This window comes from Pseudoflavonifractor sp. MSJ-37 (genome assembly GCF_018917965.1).
Taxonomy (GTDB): Bacteria; Bacillota; Clostridia; order Oscillospirales; family Oscillospiraceae; genus Pseudoflavonifractor_A.
Genome location: NZ_JAHLPP010000004.1, coordinates 53,620 through 71,669 on the forward strand (window position 1 = coordinate 53,620; position 18,050 = coordinate 71,669).

The following is an 18,050-nucleotide window of genomic DNA, read 5'->3' on the forward strand; positions in this document are numbered from 1 at the left end:
GGAGAGAAAGGAAGGTCAGTATGGAACAACTCTCTAATTTCGTCAGCGCGGCCAGCAATTTCGTGTGGAACAGCATCCTGCTCTATGTGCTGGTGTTCACCGGCCTGCTCTTCACGATCCGGCTGGGCGTCATCCAGTTCCGGAAGTTCGGCACCGGATGGCGGGCCATGTTCGGCGGCTTCAGCCTGAAGGGCGCTAGGGCGGACAAGGACGGCATGAGTTCCTTCCAGGCGGCGGCCACGTCCATCGCGGCGCAGGTGGGCACGGGCAACATCGTGGGCTGTGCCACGGCCATCCTGCTGGGCGGCCCCGGCGCGGTCCTGTGGGTGTGGATCGCGGCGTTCCTGGGCATGGCCACGATCTATGCCGAGGCAGTCCTGGCCCAGAAGTACAAGAGCCGGGATGAGAAGGGCGAGGTCATCGGCGGACCTGTCTATTATATCCGGGCCCGGTTCCAGGGCGGTTTCGGCAAGTTCATGGCTGCTTTCTTCGCTGTGGCGATCATCCTGGCGCTGGGAATCATGGGCAACATGGTCCAGGCCAACTCCATCAGCAACGCCTTCGAGACGGCGTTCCATGTGCCCAAATTCGCGGTGGGCATCGTTCTGGCGGTGCTGGCGGGCTTCATCTTCATGGGCGGTGTGACCCGGATCGCCTCCGTCACGGAGAAGCTGGTGCCGATCATGGCGATCTGCTACCTGATCGGAAGCCTCATCGTGATCCTGCTCCACATCACCAAGGTCCCGGAGGTACTGTACGACATCGTCGTGGGCGCTTTCTCTCCGTCTGCCATCTTCGGCGGCGGCGTGGGCATCGGCATCATGCAGGCCATGCGCTACGGCGTGGCCCGTGGCCTCTTCTCCAATGAGGCCGGCATGGGCTCCACCCCCCACGCCCACGCTATGGCCAAGGTGGCGAGGCCGGAGGATCAGGGCCATATCGCCATGGTCTGCGTGTTCATCGACACCTTCGTGGTCCTGACCCTGACGGCACTGGTCATCCTGACCACCGGTGTGGTGACGCCCGATATGATCGGAAATGATTCCACGGCGGCCTCTCTGACCCAGAGTGCCTTCTCCACTGTGTTCGGCCATTTTGGTAATATATTCGTGGCGGTCTGCCTGCTCTTCTTCGCGTTCTCCACCATCATCGGGTGGTACTTCTTCGGGGAGCAGAACGTGAAATACCTCTTCGGCCGGAAGGCGGTCAAGATCTACGCGGTGCTGGTGGTCCTCTGCATCGTGGTGGGTTCCATGCTGAAGGTGGATCTGGTATGGAACCTGGCGGACTTCTTCAATGCGGTGATGGCGCTGCCCAACCTGATCGCGCTGATCGCTCTATCCAGCGTGGTCGTGAAGATCTCCAAGGACTCTGACGTCCTGGATCATAAAAATCAAGCAAAATGAACAGAAAAAATCGGGAAAGTTATTGACGGATCAGATGAGATGACATACAATAGCACATGAGGAGGCGTCGGTGGGCCATGATGCTCCACCGGGTCCCCAGATCCCATCATCCTTCTTCTTTCTTTCTTCTTGCGGGCCGGCCGGCGCTTTTTAGAGCGCCGGCCGGTCTGCTTGTGCCGGGCGGAGAGCTGTGATATGATAGGGGACGAGAAAATAAGAGAGGAGGCGCGGGGATGAAGGATTGGAAGTCCCTCTATGAGGAGTGTATGTCCTGCCAGAAGTGCCCGCTCTGGGAGACCCGCCACAACGTGGTGTTCGGAGAGGGCCCCCAGAACGCCGAGGTCATGTTCATCGGGGAGGGTCCCGGCGAGCAGGAGGACCTGTCCGGCCGTCCCTTCGTGGGACGGGGCGGCAAATTTTTGGATGAGATGCTGGCCATGATTGATCTGGACCGGTCCAAGGTGTTCATCGGCAATATGGTGAAGTGCCGTCCACCGGCCAACCGGGACCCCCTGCCCGCGGAGCAGGAGGCCTGTATCGGCTATCTGCGGAACCAGGTGGCTCTGATCCGGCCCAAGATCATCGTCTGTCTGGGCCGCATCGCGGCCATGAAGCTGATCCGGCCGGACTTCAAGATCACCCGGGACCACGGCCAGTGGACTAAGAAAGCAGGGGTGGAGATGATGGCCATCTTCCACCCGGCAGCCCTGCTGCGGGACCCCCGGAAGCGGCCGGAGACCTACGCGGACCTGAAGTCCCTCCAGGCCAAGATCCAGGAGGTCTGCGACCACACTTATTGATCGAGCAGAAACGTACAGATCCATAAGACCGGGTTTGAGAAATGACACGGCAGCGGTCAGGATCGGTCACGAGGACCCGGCTGGGCTGAGGAAGCATCAAGTCTCATGTCTGCGCCGTAAGGTATTGGACATGGGGCTTTTTGCATATCGGGGTTCTGTACATCGCTGTCAAGGTGTAACACATTAGACGTTAGACTTTGTACCGAAATCGTGCGACAAGAAGTATTCTTTGGCTGGAGAATATGGTATACTCGGTCCAACGATCATCGTTCGTGTACGGGAGTGAGCAGGATGGATACCACGTTGCAAGATACCTTGCTTTTCTTTAGCCAGCACCAAACCGTCTATCCTTTGTATGAGCATTTTCAGAAAAAGCTGCTTGCCAGATTTCCCGAAAGCCGGATCAAGGTGCAAAGATCCCAAATCTCATATTACGATCGGCACCTCTATGCCTGCGTATCCTTCTTGAAGGTGAAAAAGAAAGCGGAGCTGCCCGAAGATCATTTTGTACTTACGCTGGGGCTGCCCGCCCCGCTGGGATCCGACCGGGTGGCAGCAAAAACTGAGCCGTATCCGGGACGGTGGACAACACATTTCGTCATCAGCGATTTGTCGGATCTGGACGGAGAATTGTTCGGCTGGATCGAACAGGCGTACCATTTTGCCCGGTCGAAGTGATGCTGTACGACTCGTGATTTGCAGGAGGTGCTTTTGATGAAAATGAAGCGCTCGGGGCTGTGTGCGATAGCAGTGTTTCTGATCGTGCTGTTGATCGATTCCAGTGTCCAGAAAAAACATATAGTCACTCTTCCAAAGGACGAAGGTAAAATAAAGACAGAACAAATACAGCCACTTTGGGGAACTATAAAAGTGAGTGGCGATAGCGATACCGATGTAGTCTTTACTGATGTTGAAACAGGAGAGCGATACATGATCGGGTATATTACACATGGCGTGACAGAAAAGATCGCCCTCGAAAAGGATAAATGGTACAAGGTGGAGGGTGGGGGCGATCTCACACTGTATCCTGTAAACGTTCGGTTTGATGAAGGAACGTGATCGCATGAAAAAAGGTGTTATTCTAAAAGTTATTAGTATTGTTTTTGCGCTCATGACCATTTTAGCGATCGCCTGTGCTATTACAGGTACAGGAAGTGGCTTCTTGGATTTGAGCAATATTGCGAGAGCCGGCTTCATCGGAGCTGCTGTGATCTGCGGTATCCTTGCATCTATCACTTGGAAATGCGCTAAGTCAAAAACGGACTGATCCCTCTTTGGCGCGTTGTTTTTATAAACGGATCAAACAGTGTGACAGGAATTGGAATAGGAATTTGCTTAGGTATATCTTGCGGATAACAGAAAAACCAGAACTGCGCAGCTGATCCAGCCGACAGTTCTGGTTTTCTGTTATCAGGTCAAAATGCTGTTTTATGGAGCCTCTGCATTCGTTCGGCCCCGCACGTTTTCTCATATTCAGGCTTTTTGGGCATCCTGTTCAGCCTTGGTCCGCTTGATGACCTTCAGGCGGACGAACTCCTCCCGCTCTTTCTCCTCCAGCGCGTCGGTGATGGTACGGATGGTGCCGTCCAGGCCGGGGATGACGATGTTCTGGAGGGCGTTGGCCCGCTTCTGCGTCTTACGGATCGCCACAGCCAGCCGGTAGATGGAAGTCTCCACCTCCGCCTGTTTCTGGACTAGAGCCTTCACCCGGCGGAATTTCAGGAAGGCGTCGTCCAGCGCGGCGCCGGTATCGGCGAAGCCGTAGTCCGGCGGGACAGGGTCCCCACGGTCGGGGATATGGGGGAGCTCTACGCCCATGACGGAGCGGTACTGGAGTTCCAGAGAGTCATCCACATCCACGGCCTCGGCCACCTGACCGCAGATGCCCAGCCGGATGTTGGCGTGCTGGAGGGCGGCATAGGCCTCGGTGAACACCCGGTCGATCTGGGACTGGACCTCCTTGGCGGTGTCCATCAGAGACATCATCTCCCGGATCAGGATGTTCCGCTTGCGGTCCATCAGGTCGTAGCCGGTGACGGCCAGGGCCCGGGAACGCTTCGCGGCCATCAGGTTGCCCTTGGTGGGCAGGATCGCGGCCATGGGACGTCACTTCCTTTCTTGGGGGTCCATCACGGGGCTATGCCGGGGAGAGACTTCCACGCGCCCTCCACATAGTGGGCGTCGATCACGGCGTCATCGATTCGGTCCAGCTCGCTCTTAGGCAGGAGGGTGAGGAGCTTCCAGCCCAGATCCAGAGTCTCGTCCATGCTCCGGCGCTGGAAGGCGTCCTGACGGATGAACTGCTGCTCGAAGGCTTTGCCGAAGGCCAGATACTGCCGGTCGGTGTCGGAGAGCTCGTCCTCACCGATGACAGAGGCCAGGCTCCGGGCGTCCTGCACTTTGGAGTAGGAGGCGAAGAGCTGGTTGGACAAAGCCGGGTGGTCCGCCCTGGTGAAGCCCTCGCCGATGCCGTCCTTCATCAGACGGGACAGGGAGGGGAGGATCGCGATGGGGGGATAGAGGCCCTTCTGGTCCATGTCCCGGTCCAGCACGATCTGTCCCTCGGTGATGTAGCCGGTCAGGTCGGGGATCGGGTGGGTGATGTCATCGTTGGGCATGGTGAGGATCGGCACCTGGGTCACAGAGCCGGGGCGGCCCCGGATCATGCCCGCCCGCTCATAGAGGGAGGCCAGATCGGAGTACAGATAGGCGGGGAAGCCCTTCCGGGAGGGGATCTCGCCCTTGGAGGAGGAGAACTCCCGGACCGCCTCACAGTAGGAGGTCATGTCCGTGAGGATGACCAGCACATGATAGCCTTTGTCGAAGGCCAGATACTCCGCCGCCGTCAGGGCACAGCGGGGGGTCAGGATCCGCTCGATGATCGGGTCGGAGGCCAGGTTCCGGAACATGACCACCCGCTGGAGCACACCGGCCTCCTCGAAGCTCCGCCGGAAAAAGTCGGCGGTGTCGTTCTTGACGCCCATGGCGGCGAATACGATGGCGAAATTGCCCTCGCTCCCGCCCAGCTTGGCCTGACGGACGATCTGAGCGGCCAGCTCGTTGTGCTTCATGCCCGAGCCGGAGAAGATAGGGAGCTTCTGGCCACGGATCAGGGTCATGCTGCAGTCGATGGCGGAGATGCCGGTCTCGATGTAGTCCCGGGGATAGTGGCGGGACACCGGATCGATCGCGGAGCCGTCCACGTTCCGGCGCTCCTCGGGGCAGAGCTCGCCCAGACCGTCGATGGGCCGGCCGGTGCCGTCGAACACCCGGCCCAGCATCTCGGTGGACAGAGACAAGCGAACGGGCTCGCCGGTGAAGTGGGTGCGGGCGTTTTGCAGGGAGATGCCCTGGGTGCCCTCGAACACCTGGAGGACCACCCGGTCCCCCTCGATGAGGATGACCCGGCCCAGACGGCGCTGGCCGTTGGAGAGGGTGATCTCGGCGGTCTCGTCATAGGCAGCGCCCTCCACGCCTTCCAGCGCGATCAGGGAGCCGGAGAGCTCCGAAAGGCCGATATGTTCCAGTCTCATGTTCCATCAGCTCCTTATGTTTGCGGCGGAAGGGGGGAAAAGGCGGGTCAGCGGTTGGCCTCGTCTACCTGACGCAGGGCTTCCGCCACGTCCTGCTCATAGCCCTGGAAGCGGTCCAGACTGTCGTTGGGCACCTCGTACTTGATCTTGCACAGCCGGTCGAAGATGCCGGTGGCCCGGAGCTGGGACAGGGGGATCGAGCGGGCCAGCAGGGCTTTGGATCCATCGTAGAGGGCCAGGATGACCTCCATCATCCGGAACTGCTTCTCCAGCGGCACATAGGTGTCGATGGCGTTGTAGGCGTTCTGCTGGAGGAAGCCCACCCGGATCAGCCGGGCGGTCTCCAGCGTCAGCTTCTGGTCCTCCGGGAGCACGTCCGCGCCGATCAGCTTCACGATCTCCAGAAGCTGGGACTCCTCCTGGAGGAGGGTGAAGATCCGCTGGCGGTCCTCCATGAACTTGGGGCTCACGTGCGCGTCGTACCAGGGCTTCAGGTCGGCGATGTACTCCGAGTAGGAGGTGAGCCAGTTGATGGACGGAAAGTGCCGCCCATAGGCCAGGGCCCGGTCCAGGCCCCAGAAGGTGCGGACATAGCGCTTGGTGTTCTGAGTGACCGGCTCGGAAAAGTCGCCGCCCTGGGGGGAGACGGCGCCGATCACAGTGACGCTGCCCTCTCTGCCCTCCAGGGTGCGGACATAGCCCGCCCGCTCGTAGAACTCCGCCAGCCGGGAGGCCAGATAGGCGGGGAAGCCCTCCTCGGCGGGCATCTCCTCCAGACGGCCGGAGATCTCCCGCAGGGCCTCCGCCCAGCGGGAGGTGGAGTCGGCCATCAGGGCCACGTGATAGCCCATGTCCCGGTAGTACTCGGCGATGGTCATGCCGGTGTACACAGATGCCTCCCGGGCGGCCACCGGCATATTGGAGGTATTGGCGATCAGGATGGTGCGGCACATGAGGGGTTGCTGGCTCTTGGGGTCCAGCAGCTCGGAGAACTCCTCCAGGGCCTGGGTCATCTCATTGCCCCGCTCGCCGCAGCCCAGATAGACGATGATGTCGGCGTCGGACCACTTGGCCAGCTGGTGCTGGGTCATGGTCTTGCCCGCGCCGAAGGGGCCGGGGATGGCGGCGGCACCGCCCTTGCCGATGGGGAAGAGGGTGTCGATGATCCGCTGTCCGGTGATCAGGGGCCGGTGGATCGGCAGACGCTCCGCTATAGGGCGGGGGGTGCGGATCGGCCAGCGCTGGGACAGCTTCAAAGGATAGGTCCGGCCCCGCTCGTCCGTGAGCTCCATCAGCACGTCCTCCACGGTGCAGGCCCCGTCGGGGCGGACCCTGGAGACGGTGCCGGAGAGACCGGCGGGCACCAGACAGCGGTGGAGGATCAGAGGCGTCTCCTGACATTGGGCATAGCAGTCTCCGGGCTGGAGGATATCGCCCTCATGGACCAGGATCTGGGTGTCCCAGAGGCGCTTCGGGTCCAGCGTGGGGATGGCTAGGCCGCGGCCGATGAAGGGGCCGCTCTCCGCCTCGACCACCTTCAAAGGACGGGCGATGCCGTCGAAGATGTCGTCCAGCAGGCCGGGGCCCAGCGTGATGGACATGGGGGCGCCCTGTCCCACCACCTTCTCTCCGGCGGTGAGGCCGGAGGTGTCCTCATAGACCTGGACGGTGGCGGTGTCGCCCTCCACGCCCACCACCTCGCCGATGAGGGCCAGTTCGCCCACATTGACCATGTCCATCATGGCCAGCTCCGGGGCGTCCTTCACTGTGACCACCGGGCCGTTGATGCCGTAGATATGACCGCTCATGCCTGCGCGCCTCCTTCCACAGTGTCCGCGTCAGGGCCGTCCGCCAGAGACAGGCCCACCAGACTGGCGAAGTGCCCCCGGAGCTCCTCGGCGGCGGTATCGTAGGAGGCGTCCAGACGGCGGCGGAGGGACTGGGATCCCAGGATCAGTCCGCCCAGCCGGAGCTCGCCCTCCCGGACCTGGAGGCTCCGGCTGGGGAGCGCCTCCCGGAGCCGGTCCGCCAGAGGAAGGTCCTCCGGCCGCAGATAGAGGATCAGATCCTCCGCGCCGGGGAGCTGGTCGGCGGCCTCGGTCAGAAGGGCGGCCAGCTGGCGGGGATACTCCGGGGACGCGGTGAAGGCCGCCACCCGTTCCCGCACCAGGGCGAACACCTCGCCGGCGATCGCCTCCCGGCGGCGGTAGAGGGCCTGCTTGTTTTCCAGCAGGCGGCGGGAGACCTTCCGGCCCTGCTCCGTGCGGATCCGGGCGACCTCCCGATGGATGTATCCATAGGCCTCCAGCAGGACCTGGTCCTCAGCGGCGGACAGGGCCGCGTCGTGCTTGGCCTTCAGGGCCTCCATGGTCTGCTCTGTCTCGGCCGAGGCCTGAGAGAGCAGGAGGGAGGTGAAACGGTCCAGTTTTTTGGAAAGTTCAGGCATGGCAGTATCCTCCGTGGATCGGGATGACGGCGGGGTCACAGCTTCACGCCGATGGCCTCCCGGATATAGCGGGTGATGGAATCATGGGAGCGGCCGGTGCTGTGGCGGTCAGGGATCTCTACCACCAGCGGCCGGTGTCCCGACAGCTTCATGGGACCGATCAGGTCAGCGCATCGGGCGGCCAGTCCCTCGCTGATCAGGAGGATGCCGGTGTCCGGGTCCTCCGCGGCGGCCTGGATGGCCCGTCGGGCGGGGCCGTCCTCCCGGACCACCACACCTTCGATCCCGGCCAGCCGGAGGCCCACCAGTGTATCGGTGCTGTCGGTGATGACGAAATATCGCATAGGGACGCTCCTGCGGCTCAGGAGAACAGGAGCAGGAGGGCCACGATCAGGCCGTACAGGGCCACGCCCTCCGCCAGACCTACGAAGATCAGCGCCTTGCCGAAGGCCTTGTCGTTCTCCGAGATGGCGCCCAGCGCGGCAGAGGCGGAGGCGGCTACGGCGATGCCGCCGCCGATGCCGGACAGGCCCACGGCCAGCGCCGCGCCGATGTACTTCAGGCCCTCAGCGATGCCAGCCGCCGCGGCTTCCGCGGTCTCGGCGGGGACAGCGGCGGCGGAGGCGCTGCCCCCGATGCCCAGGGCGGCGGCCAGAGCCAGACAGAGGAAGAAGGAGGCGATGTTGGTCCCCAGGGCCCGCTTGGCCCGGCGGCCGGTGTACCGGCGGATGCCGGCCAGGAACAGGGGGGAGAACATCGCCAGACTGGCGAACAGGACGATCAGATACTTCATGGAAGGATACCTCCGATTCTCAGTTTCCGCTGTGCGCGTCGTAGTGGATCGTTTTGGGCTGGAAGGGCACGCCGCCGTCGGCATAGAAGCGGCCGAAGAGCTCGTAGAACTCCAGACGGAGCACCTGGATGCCCACCAGGAGCCCCTCGAAGCCCATGACGAAGAGATTGCCCAGGATGATGACGATGGGATCTGATCCCGACCCGGCCAGCATCCGCACCACCATCATCAGGCCCACATGGGTGATGGCATAGGCGCCCACCCGCATGAAGGACAGCGTGTTGGTCAGATAAGAGAGCAGGGTCTCGAAAAGTTCGAAGAAGCCGGTGCCCAGCACCTCAGAGAGCTTGACCTTCTTCCAGCCGGGATCTCCGGCGGCCAGAAGGGACAGGGGCTCCCGCAGAAGGATGCACAGCAGGGGGAACACCAGCACCGGGATCACATAGGCGGGGACGAAGAGGTCGACCTTCAGGACCAGTGTGGACACTGCCGCCGTGATGATCCCACCGTAGAACAGGATCCCGGCCGCGCCGTTGGGGCCGAAGAGGATCTTCTCGAAGTCATGCTGACGGACGCCGTTGATGATGTTCAGCACCATGGCCAGCAGGAGCATGGCCACGCCAAGCGCCACCGACAGGAGCAGGAGGAGCAGGACGTTGCTGGAGCCGGGGAGGAGCGTGCTCTCCTCCATGATCTTGAAGCCGGGCAGGATGTCCTCAAAGCCGAACACGCTTCCGTAGACGCACCCGAACAGAGCGCCGGAGAGGCCGCAGAGGGTGATGATGCCGCCCAGCCACATCTTTTTCCACTTGGTCAGCACCAGACCGATCAGGGCCAGGCCCAGACCCTGACCAAGATCGCCGAACATGATGCCGAAGAAGAGACAGTAGGTCAAAGCCATGAACGAGGAAGGGTCCAGCTCGTGGTAGTCGGGCAGACCGTACATCTCCAGAAAGGGCCGAAACACCCGGCCAAGGAAGGAGTTCTTCAGCTTGGTGGGCGGCTTGACGCCGACGGGCAGGTCCTGGGGGGCGTCGGCCACGAAGGAGCAGTCCGGAAACTGGGCCAGCCGCTGTTCCAGCTCGGGCACAGCGTCCTCCGGCATCCAACCAGTCAGGTAGAAGCTCTCTTTGGAGCAGGCGGCATACCGGCGCAGATCCCGCAGTCCGCTGTGATAACGGAGGGAGGAGCATACCGACTGGAGCTTTGGCTCTTCCTTGACGGCCAGGGCAGCCCGCTCGTCCTCGATGGACTGGAGGGCGTCCTCGGCTTTGGCGGCCAGAGAGGTGAACTCATCGATCGCCTGCCCGGGGGTGCCGTGGACCGTATGGTCCAGCCGGACCGCGGTGAAGTGGAGGGAGTTGAAGAGGGCGTCAGCCTTCTCCAGACCGTTCCGAGTGGTGAAGTAGATGCCGTATGCCCGGCGGGGACCCAGATCTGTGGGGACGAAGAAGAGGTCAGGCGCCTCCTCCAGAGAGGCCCGAAAGCTGTCATAGGTCTCCCGTGGGAGCCAGCCGTAGCGGAACCGGACGTACTCCAGATTCCAGAGCTGGCTCAGTTCGGTGGATAGGCTCCGCAGGTTCTCCAGCTCTCCGGCGATGGTCCGGTCTCCATCCATGAGCGCCTGCTGGCGGTCCCGGCGGGCATCCAGGTCGGATAGGGACTGGGCGAGGCTGTCCAGATAGGCGGTGACGGCCTCCAGATTCGGCTTGCCCTCGAAGGGGGCATAGGCCGGGGACAGGTGCAGGGCGTCCAGCAGATCCTCCGCCCGGCGCAGGAGGGGGGCATAGGGGTCGGACCAGACGAAGGGGCGCAGACGGCCCGCCCGATCCAGGATGGAGAGCGCGTGCTCCGGGTGGAACTCCCGGTCCAGGACACAGGCGGCGGCCAGCGGGTCGAACTGACCGATCGGGCCGGTCAGTGTGACCAGCTTCATAGGGACGACAGACATCCGATCATCTCCTTTCGGGTGGACAGAGCCATCACGAGATCACTCACCGAAGCACTCGGCGAGGGAAATATCATATGGGACGCCATATTTCACGGATTCGATCAGGCTCACCAGCGCGTGGAGCTCCAGCTCCTTCAGGCACAGATAAGCCACTGCGGAACAGACGGATGGAGGGCCGGACATCAGGATCCGCCGCTCCAGCTGGCAGAAGGACCGGCGGCCGGCATCCTCCAGAGCCTCCACATCGGAGACGCCGGCCGCCGCGGGATAGGGGCCGTCCCGGAGGAGGGCCAGAGCGGCGGACAGGTCAGGAGCGGCCCACAGAGCCCGCATCCACTCCGGACGGAGCTTGTACCGCAGCGGGAAGAGCACCGACATCGGGTCGATCTCTCCCGGGAAATAGGCCTTGAGCCGCAGGAGGGCGGTCAGATCGATCCAGTCGATCTGCTCGCCATAGGTGCGCAGGAGAGAGGAACGGACCTGGCCGCGGCTGAGCTTGTCGATGGTCCGGTAGATGTGAGAGAAGCACACCGTCCGCAGGAGGTGCTCCGCCGCAGTGTAGCTGGGAAGGGCGCCGGCCTCCCGGGGCTGGATCTGCCGGAGGGCGTCGGCATAGATGGTGTACGCCGCCGCCGCGGCCAGATCCTCGAAGCGGTCACAGCGGGCCAGCGCCTCGAGGTCCAGACGGCTCCCGGTGATGGAGGGAGGGAGGCCGGCCGGGGCGGACCGCCCGGACTTGAGCCTCCGGAGAGCGGAGAGGATGGCCCTCTGTTCCCGGAGCAGGATGGGGAAGGACAGGAGGGGCTCGTCCGCCCGGGGGACGAAGTGGAGGAGCTTCTGATAGTCGGTCCGGAGCTGGCTCCAGAGGGCCTGCTCCAGCTCCACCCGGCCGATGTAGATGCCGCCGGAGAGCTGAGCGGCGCTGGCCTGCCAGGCGGGATGGCTCTTGAGGTAGTCCAGCAGTTCCGCCTCGCTGTGGAGAGCGGCCATCCGCCGGAAGTCGGAGAGGCGCAGACGCCGGCCGTACATGGCCTTGGCTTTGGCGGACAGTGCGCCGTAGTCCATCAGGGCCCGGATCATGGCGTACCGCCTGTGATCTTGGTGAAGAGGGCCTCGACCCAGGCGTCCCGGTCGGTCTCATAGGCACGCTCCAGAGCGGCCATGGACCGGGAGAGCCGCTGGTCCAGAGCGGCGATGGCCTTCTCGGCCCGCTGGGCTTCCTCGGCCTCCACCAGAGAGATCCGGCGGCGGGCCCGCTCCATGTAGCGGTCGTGGAGCTCCGCGCTCTCCCGGGCCAGGTCGGTCTCCAGAGAGGCCTCCTTCTCCTTCGCCTCTCTAGCCAGAGCGCTGGCCTGATGCTCGGCGGCCACGATACGCTCCACGAGATCGATGTATTCCATCCGGATCCCTCCGTCCTGTGTCAGTATCGTCCGCCGGAGCGGACGGATGCTATCCAATGATAGCACCCGCCGGAGGGGGTTTCTATTGGTATCTTGACGAAAAAGATGGGAATTTTTTCAACAGGATGCCTAAAAACAGACGAGCGTAACGGCACAGATCTGCGGACACGCTGGTCTGATCGGGAAAAGTTTGGCGAATGGCTCTTGCGGTCATATGGTGGAACCGTTATAATGAACGAATAGCCAACAGAAGACCGTCCGCCTGTCTGGGACAGGGGACGTGAGATCCAAGACAAGAATGGAGGAGAACAGCATGAAAAAATTGCTTCAGCTCCTGGAAGAGGACTGCACCCTCACGCACGAGCAGCTCGCCTCGCTGGCCGGCATGACGAACGAGGAAGTGGATAAGGCCATCAAGGAATATGAGGAGGACAAGACGATCCTGGGCTATCAGGCCATCATCGACTGGGACCGGGTGAAGCGGGAGGCCGTGACCGCCCTGATCGAGGTCAAGGTCATGCCCCAGCGCAACGACGGCTTCGACCGGATCGCCGAGCGGATCTATCAGTATGATGAGGTGGAGAGCATGTACCTCATGTCCGGCTCCTTCGACCTGACCGTCATCATCTCCGGCCGCAGTCTCCAGGATGTGGCCCAGTTCGTGGGCCAGCGTCTGGCCACCATCGACGGCGTCACCGGCACCGCCACCCATTTCATCCTGAAGAAATACAAAGAAAAACACCTGATCTTCGAGAAACCCGAGAAGCAGGAGAGGGAGCTGATCTTCTCATGAATTATGATGATATCCTCTGTCAACGGATCCAGGGCGTGAAGCCCTCCGGTATCCGCAAGTTCTTCGACATCCTGGAGGAGATGAAGGACGCCATCTCTCTGGGCATCGGCGAGCCCGATTTCCAGACCCCCTGGCACATTCGTGACGCGGGCATCTACTCTCTGGAGAAGGGCTATACCAAGTATACCGCCAACGCCGGCATGGCCGAGCTCCGCCGGGAGATCGCCGCCTATCTGGAGCGGCGCTTCGACCTGCACTACCGTTTCTCTGACCAGCTCCTGGTCACCGTGGGCGGCAGTGAGGGCATCGACCTGGCCATCCGCTGTCTGACGGACCCCGGCGACGAGATCGTCGTGCCTGTGCCCTCCTTCGTGTGCTACGGCCCTCTAATCGAGATGGCCGGCGGCAAGCCCGTCTATCTGGAGCTGAAGGCAGACAATGAGTTCCGGATCAGCCCGGAGCAGCTCAAGAGCGTCATCACCGACAGGACCAAGGCGGTGGTCCTGCCCTTCCCCTCCAACCCCACTGGCGGCATCATGGAGCGTGCGGACCTGGAGGCCCTAGTGCCGGTCCTGAAGGACACCAACATCATGCTCCTCTCCGATGAGATCTACGCGGAGCTCACCTATGGCCAGCACCATGTGTCCCCGGCCAACATCCCAGAGCTCCACGACCGGACCATCGTGATCAACGGCTTCTCCAAGGCCTACTCCATGACGGGCTGGCGTCTGGGCTATGCCGCGGGTCCCAAGGAGATCATCGCCCAGATGACCAAGCTCCACCAGTTCGGCATCATGTCCGCCCCCACGATGAGCCAGTATGCTGCCATCGAGGCCATGCGAAACGGCGATGAGGACATCGAGAAGATGCGGGACGAGTACGACGGCCGCCGACGCTATCTGGTGGAGGGCCTGCGTCGGATCGGCCTGGAATGCTTCGAGCCCAAGGGCGCCTTCTATGTGTTCCCCTGCATCAGATCCACCGGCCTGTCCTCCGATGAGTTCTGCGAGCGTTTCCTGCTGGAGGAGAAGGTGGCGGTGATCTCCGGCGCGGCCTTCGGACCCGGCGGCGAGGGCTTCGTGCGCTGCTGCTACGCCGCGTCCATGAAGGACCTGGCCGAGGCCCTGACCCGTATGGACAATTTCCTCACCAACCTGCGCAAGAAGCAGGGCAAGGCCGGGGACTGAGCGAACAAGGATCGGGAGGGATGCCCCATGACAGCCGACTTCAGTGGACTCGTATTCACCCCTGCGGATATCCTGCTCCCCCGGGAGTGCGACTATCAGAAGTGGGCCGTGGTGGCCTGCGATCAATATACCTCTCAGCCGGAGTACTGGCAGAGGGTGTCGGACTTCGTGGGGGGCGCGCCCTCCACGCTCCGGCTCATCCTGCCGGAGAGCTGTCTGGACGGCCCCAGCGTGGAGACCGATATCGTGGAGGTCAACAACACCATGACCCACTATCTGCGGGAGGACCGCTTCCGTACGCTGGAGGGGGCCATGGTCTATGTGGAGCGGGGCCTGAGCAATGGCAGGACCCGCCGGGGCCTGATCGGCAAGGTGGACCTGGAGGCCTATGACTATGAGCCAGGATCCTCCGCTCCGGTGCGGGCCACGGAGGGCGTGGTGCTCTCCCGGATCCCGCCCCGGGTGGCGGTGCGGAAGAACGCGCCGCTGGAGCTCCCTCACGCCATGCTCCTGATGGACGACCCGGAGGACCGCCTCATGGGCTTCCTGGCGGGCCGGACCGGGGAGATGGAGCTCCTGTACGATTTCGACCTGATGGAGGGCGGCGGTCGGATTCGGGGCTGGCGTCTGGGAGAGGCGGAGCTGGCGGAGACCGCCCGGCTCCTGCGGGCCATCACCGCTCCGGAGACCTTCCGGGCCCGCTATGGCGGCGAAGACGATATCGCCCTGGCGGTGGGGGACGGCAACCACTCTCTGGCCACGGCCAAGGAGTGCTATGAGCGGCAGAAGCGTCATCTGCCGCCGGAGCAGTGGGACCATATCCTCTCCCGGTACGCGCTGGTGGAGCTGACCAGCCTCCAGGACGAGAGCCTGGAGTTCGAGCCGGTCCACCGGGTGCTCTTCGGCGTGGAGCCCAGCGAGGTGCTGGCCGCGCTGGCGCGCTATTATCCCGGAGCCCACTACGGCGAGGGGGAGGGCCATGTGCTCCGCTATGTCCACGCCGGAGGCGAGGGCTGCGTCACCGTGCCCCATCCCGCCTCTGAACTGGAGGCGGGGACCCTCCAGCCCTTCCTGGACGACTATGTCCAGCACGCAGGCGGTCGGATCGACTATATCCACGGCACCGAGGTGGCCCGGCGTCTGGCCGCCCGTCCGGGGGATCTGGCGTTCCTCATGCCGGCGCTGGACAAGACGAGGCTCCTCCCGGCGGTGCTCCATGACGGAGCTCTGCCCCGCAAGACCTTCTCTATGGGAGAGGCCCAGGACAAGCGCTTCTATCTGGAAGCGCGGAAGATCCGCTGAGAGGAGGCGTCTGGATGACACCGATCGTGACGGAAGCCAGGGCCAAGCTGAACCTGACTTTGGATGTACTGGGCCGGCGGGAGGACGGCTACCATGACCTGTGCATGGTCATGCAGTCCGTGGCCCTGTGCGATACTGTGACCATCGAGCGGGAGGAGGGCGGCAAGGGCATCAAGGTCCGCTCGGATCTGGATTTCCTGCCATCCGGCAGGAACAATCTGGCCGCCGCCGCCGCCATCCGCCTCTGCGACGAGGCGTGGCGGGACAGCGACGGTCTGCGGATCCGGCTGGACAAGGCCATCCCGGTCTGCGCCGGCATGGGCGGCGGGAGCTCGGATGCCGCCGCCGTCCTGCGTGCCCTGAACGAGGCGTGGAAGCTGGGGTATCCCCGGGAGAGGCTGGCCGAGATCGGGGCCGATGTGGGCTCCGATGTGCCCTACTGCGTGCTGGGCGGCACCGCGCTGGCCGAGGGCCGGGGCGAGCGCCTGACCCCTCTGCCTGCTCTGCCCTGGTGCTTCGTGGTGATCTGCAAGCCCCATTTCAGCATCTCCACCCCGGAGCTCTTCGAGCGGATCGACGGGATGAAGATCAGCTGTCACCCCGACACCAAGGGGATGCTCAAGGCCCTGGAGCGGGGGGATGTGCTGGGCGTGGCCCGACGGATGTACAACGTGTTCGAGGACGTCCTGCCCCGGAACCAGGGGAGCACGGTGGCGGAGATCAAAGATATCCTGCTCCAGCACGGGGCGCTGGGCGCCTGCATGAGCGGCACCGGTCCCACTGTGTTCGGCCTCTATGATGACATCGTGAAGGCGTGGAGGGCCTGCCACGCCCTGCGGAAGAGCTATGAGCAGACGTTCCTGACCGTGACCGTATAAAAATATCCACCGTTTCGACCGAAACGGTGGATATTTTTTGCGCCTATCAGGCTGTGGTCAGCGTCTGCGGCGGCCGGAATATCGGGTGCGGCGGGCTCCGCCGGAGCGCCGGCCATAGCGGCCTCCGCCCGCCAGACGGCGGATCAGCAGGACCACCAGAAGGACCGCGAGGGCGGCCAGGACCAGCTTCACCCAAAGCTGGTCGAAGAACTTCTGGATCTGGTCCAGCCGGTAGAGGAGCTCAGAGCGTTCCACACTGTGGGTGGCCAGCAGGTCGGTCTGACCGTAACTCTGCCCGTTGTAGGTGAGGGTGACGGTGCCCAGCTTCTGGCCCTGCTCCACCGGAGCCTCTACAGTCTCAGGCAGGTCGATCTCCCGCTGGAAGGCGCTCACATCGATGTCGGTGGGGAGCGTGGCCTCGATGGACCCGGCGGGCTGGACCGTCACATGATCCATATCAGAGGACAGGGAGACGCCCACCTCGGGGAAGTCCATGCTGCTCCCCTCCAGGATGGTCTGCCGGGAGAAGTTGTTGAAGCCGAATTCCAGCAAACGCTTGCTCTCGGTGAAATAGTTGGTGTCCTTGTTCTCCGTATAATTGGCGGCGCCCATGACCACGGCGATGAGGTTCCGGTCGTTCTTGGAGGCGGCAGAGACCAGACAGTGGCCGGCCTCCGGGGTGGAGCCGGTCTTGATGCCGGTGGCGTACTGATACCAGTAGTCCCGGACCCGCCAGGTGGACACCAGCGCGTTGGTGGAGTGGAGGGTGCGGGCGTCGTTCAGGTTGGTGGCGGGGATCTGGTAGGACACGGAACTGACCAGCTCCCGGAAAGTGGGATCCTTCATGGCCTCATGAGCCATCCGATAGATGTCGTGGGCGGAGGTGTAGTGCTCCGGATCGTGGTAGCCGTGGGGGTTTGCGAAGTGGGTGTCCTCCATGCCCAACTCCTTGGCGCGCTGGTCCATGAGGTCCACGAAGGAGGGCACGTCGCCGGCGATGATCTGGGCCATGGCATTGCAGGCCTCGTTGGCGGAGGGGATCAGAGCGGCAGCCAGCAGGTCGTGGATGGTGAGCTGTTCCCCGGCCTTGATCCCGGCGGTGGAACCGCCCTCGCCGATGCCGTAGTCGACCTGGTCGCCTACGGTGATGGTCTCGTCCAGCTTGTGCTCCCCTTTGGCGATGGACTCCAGCATCAGCAGAGAGGTCATCACCTTGGTGATGGAGGCGGGGTAGACCTTGGCGTGGGAGTCCTGGTCATAGAGGATCTCGCCAGTGTCGTCATCCACAAGGATAGCGGAAGTGGCCTCGATGTGCATGGAGGCCAGGAGCGCGCTCTGCTGCTGCGTCTGGGGCGCGGCCGCAGGCTCCTCCACGGCGGGGGAGGCGGAGGGAGCGGCGCTCTCCCCGGTGGCGGCAGCGGAGAAGGGAAGGACGGTGGAGGCCAGCAGGGAAGCGGTCAGCAGGAAGGAAGGGATATGTCGTTTTTTCATTAGGAAACTCCCCATATTTGTGATATACTGTCTCTGTATCGCGGTCCGGCCCAGCCGGACGACCGATGTA

The 18,050-nt window shown here is 63.1% G+C and carries 19 protein-coding genes; 9 read left to right on the top strand and 10 right to left on the bottom strand.

The genetic code is table 11. The annotated features are described in order from the left end of the window. Positions 1–20 precede the first annotated feature (20 nt). The 5 genes from KQI12_RS09035 to KQI12_RS09055 all read left to right on the top strand — a co-directional run bounded on the left by KQI12_RS09035 (position 21) and on the right by KQI12_RS09055 (position 3,473). Positions 21–1,406 (top strand): sodium:alanine symporter family protein, encoded by a 1,386-nt coding sequence (locus tag KQI12_RS09035; protein ID WP_216572648.1) that lies wholly within the window; start codon positions 21–23, stop codon positions 1,404–1,406. Positions 1,407–1,639: 233 nt separating this feature from the next. Then, the gene (locus KQI12_RS09040; protein ID WP_216572650.1) at positions 1,640–2,206 is read left to right on the top strand and encodes a uracil-DNA glycosylase family protein; all 567 of its coding nucleotides are present in this window, start codon (positions 1,640–1,642) and stop codon (positions 2,204–2,206) included. A 291-nt stretch (positions 2,207–2,497) separates the two neighbouring features. Next, entirely contained in the window at positions 2,498–2,884 is a 387-nt protein-coding gene (locus tag KQI12_RS09045; protein ID WP_216572652.1) for a DUF5655 domain-containing protein, read from the top strand. Between the two features lie 36 nt (positions 2,885–2,920). Then, positions 2,921–3,265: a hypothetical protein gene (locus KQI12_RS09050; protein WP_216572654.1), complete on the top strand. Its 345-nt coding sequence runs from the start codon at positions 2,921–2,923 to the stop codon at positions 3,263–3,265. Beyond that, positions 3,252–3,473 carry a hypothetical protein gene (locus KQI12_RS09055; protein ID WP_216572656.1) on the top strand — a complete coding sequence of 74 codons (222 nt, stop codon included), beginning with the start codon at positions 3,252–3,254 and terminating at the stop codon, positions 3,471–3,473. The genes KQI12_RS09050 and KQI12_RS09055 overlap by 14 nt, the downstream gene beginning before the upstream one ends. Positions 3,474–3,679: 206 nt before the next feature. Here the strand turns inward: KQI12_RS09055 and KQI12_RS09060 are convergent, their stop codons facing one another. From KQI12_RS09060 to KQI12_RS09100, 9 genes are read right to left on the bottom strand one after another with little or no spacing between them, the layout of a single operon-like run. After that, positions 3,680–4,306, bottom strand: a complete 627-nt coding sequence (locus KQI12_RS09060) for a V-type ATP synthase subunit D (protein ID WP_216572658.1) — start codon at positions 4,304–4,306, stop codon at positions 3,680–3,682. Positions 4,307–4,335: 29 nt separating this feature from the next. Then, entirely contained in the window at positions 4,336–5,739 is a 1,404-nt protein-coding gene (locus tag KQI12_RS09065; protein WP_216572663.1) for a V-type ATP synthase subunit B, read from the bottom strand. A 47-nt stretch (positions 5,740–5,786) separates the two neighbouring features. Continuing rightward, positions 5,787–7,547 (bottom strand): V-type ATP synthase subunit A, encoded by a 1,761-nt coding sequence (locus KQI12_RS09070; protein ID WP_216572664.1) that lies wholly within the window; start codon positions 7,545–7,547, stop codon positions 5,787–5,789. Continuing rightward, positions 7,544–8,185: a V-type ATP synthase subunit E gene (locus KQI12_RS09075; protein ID WP_216572665.1), complete on the bottom strand. Its 642-nt coding sequence runs from the start codon at positions 8,183–8,185 to the stop codon at positions 7,544–7,546. The genes KQI12_RS09070 and KQI12_RS09075 overlap by 4 nt, the downstream gene beginning before the upstream one ends. A 35-nt stretch (positions 8,186–8,220) precedes the next feature. Next, positions 8,221–8,529 (bottom strand): V-type ATP synthase subunit F, encoded by a 309-nt coding sequence (locus KQI12_RS09080; protein ID WP_216572666.1) that lies wholly within the window; start codon positions 8,527–8,529, stop codon positions 8,221–8,223. A 17-nt stretch (positions 8,530–8,546) separates the two neighbouring features. Continuing rightward, a complete protein-coding gene (locus KQI12_RS09085; RefSeq protein ID WP_216572667.1) occupies positions 8,547–8,978 on the bottom strand; it encodes an ATP synthase subunit C in 432 nt (143 codons plus the stop codon). A gap of 19 nt (positions 8,979–8,997) precedes the next feature. After that, entirely contained in the window at positions 8,998–10,914 is a 1,917-nt protein-coding gene (locus KQI12_RS09090; protein ID WP_253290949.1) for a V-type ATP synthase subunit I, read from the bottom strand. Between the two features lie 54 nt (positions 10,915–10,968). Then, a complete protein-coding gene (locus tag KQI12_RS09095; protein ID WP_216572671.1) occupies positions 10,969–12,009 on the bottom strand; it encodes a V-type ATPase subunit in 1,041 nt (346 codons plus the stop codon). After that, positions 12,006–12,329, bottom strand: a complete 324-nt coding sequence (locus KQI12_RS09100; protein WP_216572673.1) for a hypothetical protein — start codon at positions 12,327–12,329, stop codon at positions 12,006–12,008. Before KQI12_RS09100 ends, KQI12_RS09095 begins: the two co-directional genes overlap by 4 nt. A 313-nt stretch (positions 12,330–12,642) precedes the next feature. On the opposite strand from KQI12_RS09100, the gene KQI12_RS09105 reads away from it, so the two are divergent. From KQI12_RS09105 to ispE, 4 genes are read left to right on the top strand one after another with little or no spacing between them, the layout of a single operon-like run. Beyond that, positions 12,643–13,122 (top strand): Lrp/AsnC family transcriptional regulator, encoded by a 480-nt coding sequence (locus tag KQI12_RS09105; RefSeq protein WP_216572675.1) that lies wholly within the window; start codon positions 12,643–12,645, stop codon positions 13,120–13,122. Then, the gene (locus KQI12_RS09110; protein ID WP_216572677.1) at positions 13,119–14,309 is read left to right on the top strand and encodes an aminotransferase class I/II-fold pyridoxal phosphate-dependent enzyme; all 1,191 of its coding nucleotides are present in this window, start codon (positions 13,119–13,121) and stop codon (positions 14,307–14,309) included. The genes KQI12_RS09105 and KQI12_RS09110 overlap by 4 nt, the downstream gene beginning before the upstream one ends. A 27-nt stretch (positions 14,310–14,336) precedes the next feature. Continuing rightward, positions 14,337–15,611 (top strand): DUF1015 domain-containing protein, encoded by a 1,275-nt coding sequence (locus KQI12_RS09115; RefSeq protein WP_216572679.1) that lies wholly within the window; start codon positions 14,337–14,339, stop codon positions 15,609–15,611. A 14-nt stretch (positions 15,612–15,625) separates the two neighbouring features. Then, complete coding sequence (gene ispE, locus KQI12_RS09120; protein WP_216572686.1) at positions 15,626–16,489, top strand: 4-(cytidine 5'-diphospho)-2-C-methyl-D-erythritol kinase; 864 nt, start codon at positions 15,626–15,628, stop codon at positions 16,487–16,489. Between the two features lie 57 nt (positions 16,490–16,546). Here the strand turns inward: ispE and KQI12_RS09125 are convergent, their stop codons facing one another. Next, positions 16,547–17,980 carry a D-alanyl-D-alanine carboxypeptidase family protein gene (locus KQI12_RS09125; protein ID WP_216572687.1) on the bottom strand — a complete coding sequence of 478 codons (1,434 nt, stop codon included), beginning with the start codon at positions 17,978–17,980 and terminating at the stop codon, positions 16,547–16,549. Positions 17,981–18,050: the final 70 nt, after the last annotated feature.

Excerpts from the sequence above, each read along its gene's own strand:
- KQI12_RS09040 (WP_216572650.1), top strand. The coding sequence starts at position 1,640 with ATGAAGGATTGGAAGTCCCTCTATGAGGAGTGTATGTCCTGCCAGAAG.
- KQI12_RS09080 (WP_216572666.1), bottom strand. The coding sequence starts at position 8,529 with ATGCGATATTTCGTCATCACCGACAGCACCGATACACTGGTGGGCCTC.
- KQI12_RS09065 (WP_216572663.1), bottom strand. The coding sequence starts at position 5,739 with ATGAGACTGGAACATATCGGCCTTTCGGAGCTCTCCGGCTCCCTGATC.
- ispE (WP_216572686.1), top strand. The coding sequence starts at position 15,626 with ATGACACCGATCGTGACGGAAGCCAGGGCCAAGCTGAACCTGACTTTG.
- KQI12_RS09055 (WP_216572656.1), top strand. The coding sequence starts at position 3,252 with ATGAAGGAACGTGATCGCATGAAAAAAGGTGTTATTCTAAAAGTTATT.
- KQI12_RS09115 (WP_216572679.1), top strand. The coding sequence starts at position 14,337 with ATGACAGCCGACTTCAGTGGACTCGTATTCACCCCTGCGGATATCCTG.
- KQI12_RS09045 (WP_216572652.1), top strand. The coding sequence starts at position 2,498 with ATGGATACCACGTTGCAAGATACCTTGCTTTTCTTTAGCCAGCACCAA.
- KQI12_RS09035 (WP_216572648.1), top strand. The coding sequence starts at position 21 with ATGGAACAACTCTCTAATTTCGTCAGCGCGGCCAGCAATTTCGTGTGG.
- KQI12_RS09050 (WP_216572654.1), top strand. The coding sequence starts at position 2,921 with ATGAAAATGAAGCGCTCGGGGCTGTGTGCGATAGCAGTGTTTCTGATC.
- KQI12_RS09100 (WP_216572673.1), bottom strand. The coding sequence starts at position 12,329 with ATGGAATACATCGATCTCGTGGAGCGTATCGTGGCCGCCGAGCATCAG.
- KQI12_RS09095 (WP_216572671.1), bottom strand. The coding sequence starts at position 12,009 with ATGATCCGGGCCCTGATGGACTACGGCGCACTGTCCGCCAAAGCCAAG.
- KQI12_RS09085 (WP_216572667.1), bottom strand. The coding sequence starts at position 8,978 with ATGAAGTATCTGATCGTCCTGTTCGCCAGTCTGGCGATGTTCTCCCCC.
- KQI12_RS09090 (WP_253290949.1), bottom strand. The coding sequence starts at position 10,914 with ATGAAGCTGGTCACACTGACCGGCCCGATCGGTCAGTTCGACCCGCTG.
- KQI12_RS09105 (WP_216572675.1), top strand. The coding sequence starts at position 12,643 with ATGAAAAAATTGCTTCAGCTCCTGGAAGAGGACTGCACCCTCACGCAC.
- KQI12_RS09110 (WP_216572677.1), top strand. The coding sequence starts at position 13,119 with ATGAATTATGATGATATCCTCTGTCAACGGATCCAGGGCGTGAAGCCC.
- KQI12_RS09060 (WP_216572658.1), bottom strand. The coding sequence starts at position 4,306 with ATGGCCGCGATCCTGCCCACCAAGGGCAACCTGATGGCCGCGAAGCGT.
- KQI12_RS09070 (WP_216572664.1), bottom strand. The coding sequence starts at position 7,547 with ATGAGCGGTCATATCTACGGCATCAACGGCCCGGTGGTCACAGTGAAG.
- KQI12_RS09075 (WP_216572665.1), bottom strand. The coding sequence starts at position 8,185 with ATGCCTGAACTTTCCAAAAAACTGGACCGTTTCACCTCCCTCCTGCTC.
- KQI12_RS09125 (WP_216572687.1), bottom strand. The coding sequence starts at position 17,980 with ATGAAAAAACGACATATCCCTTCCTTCCTGCTGACCGCTTCCCTGCTG.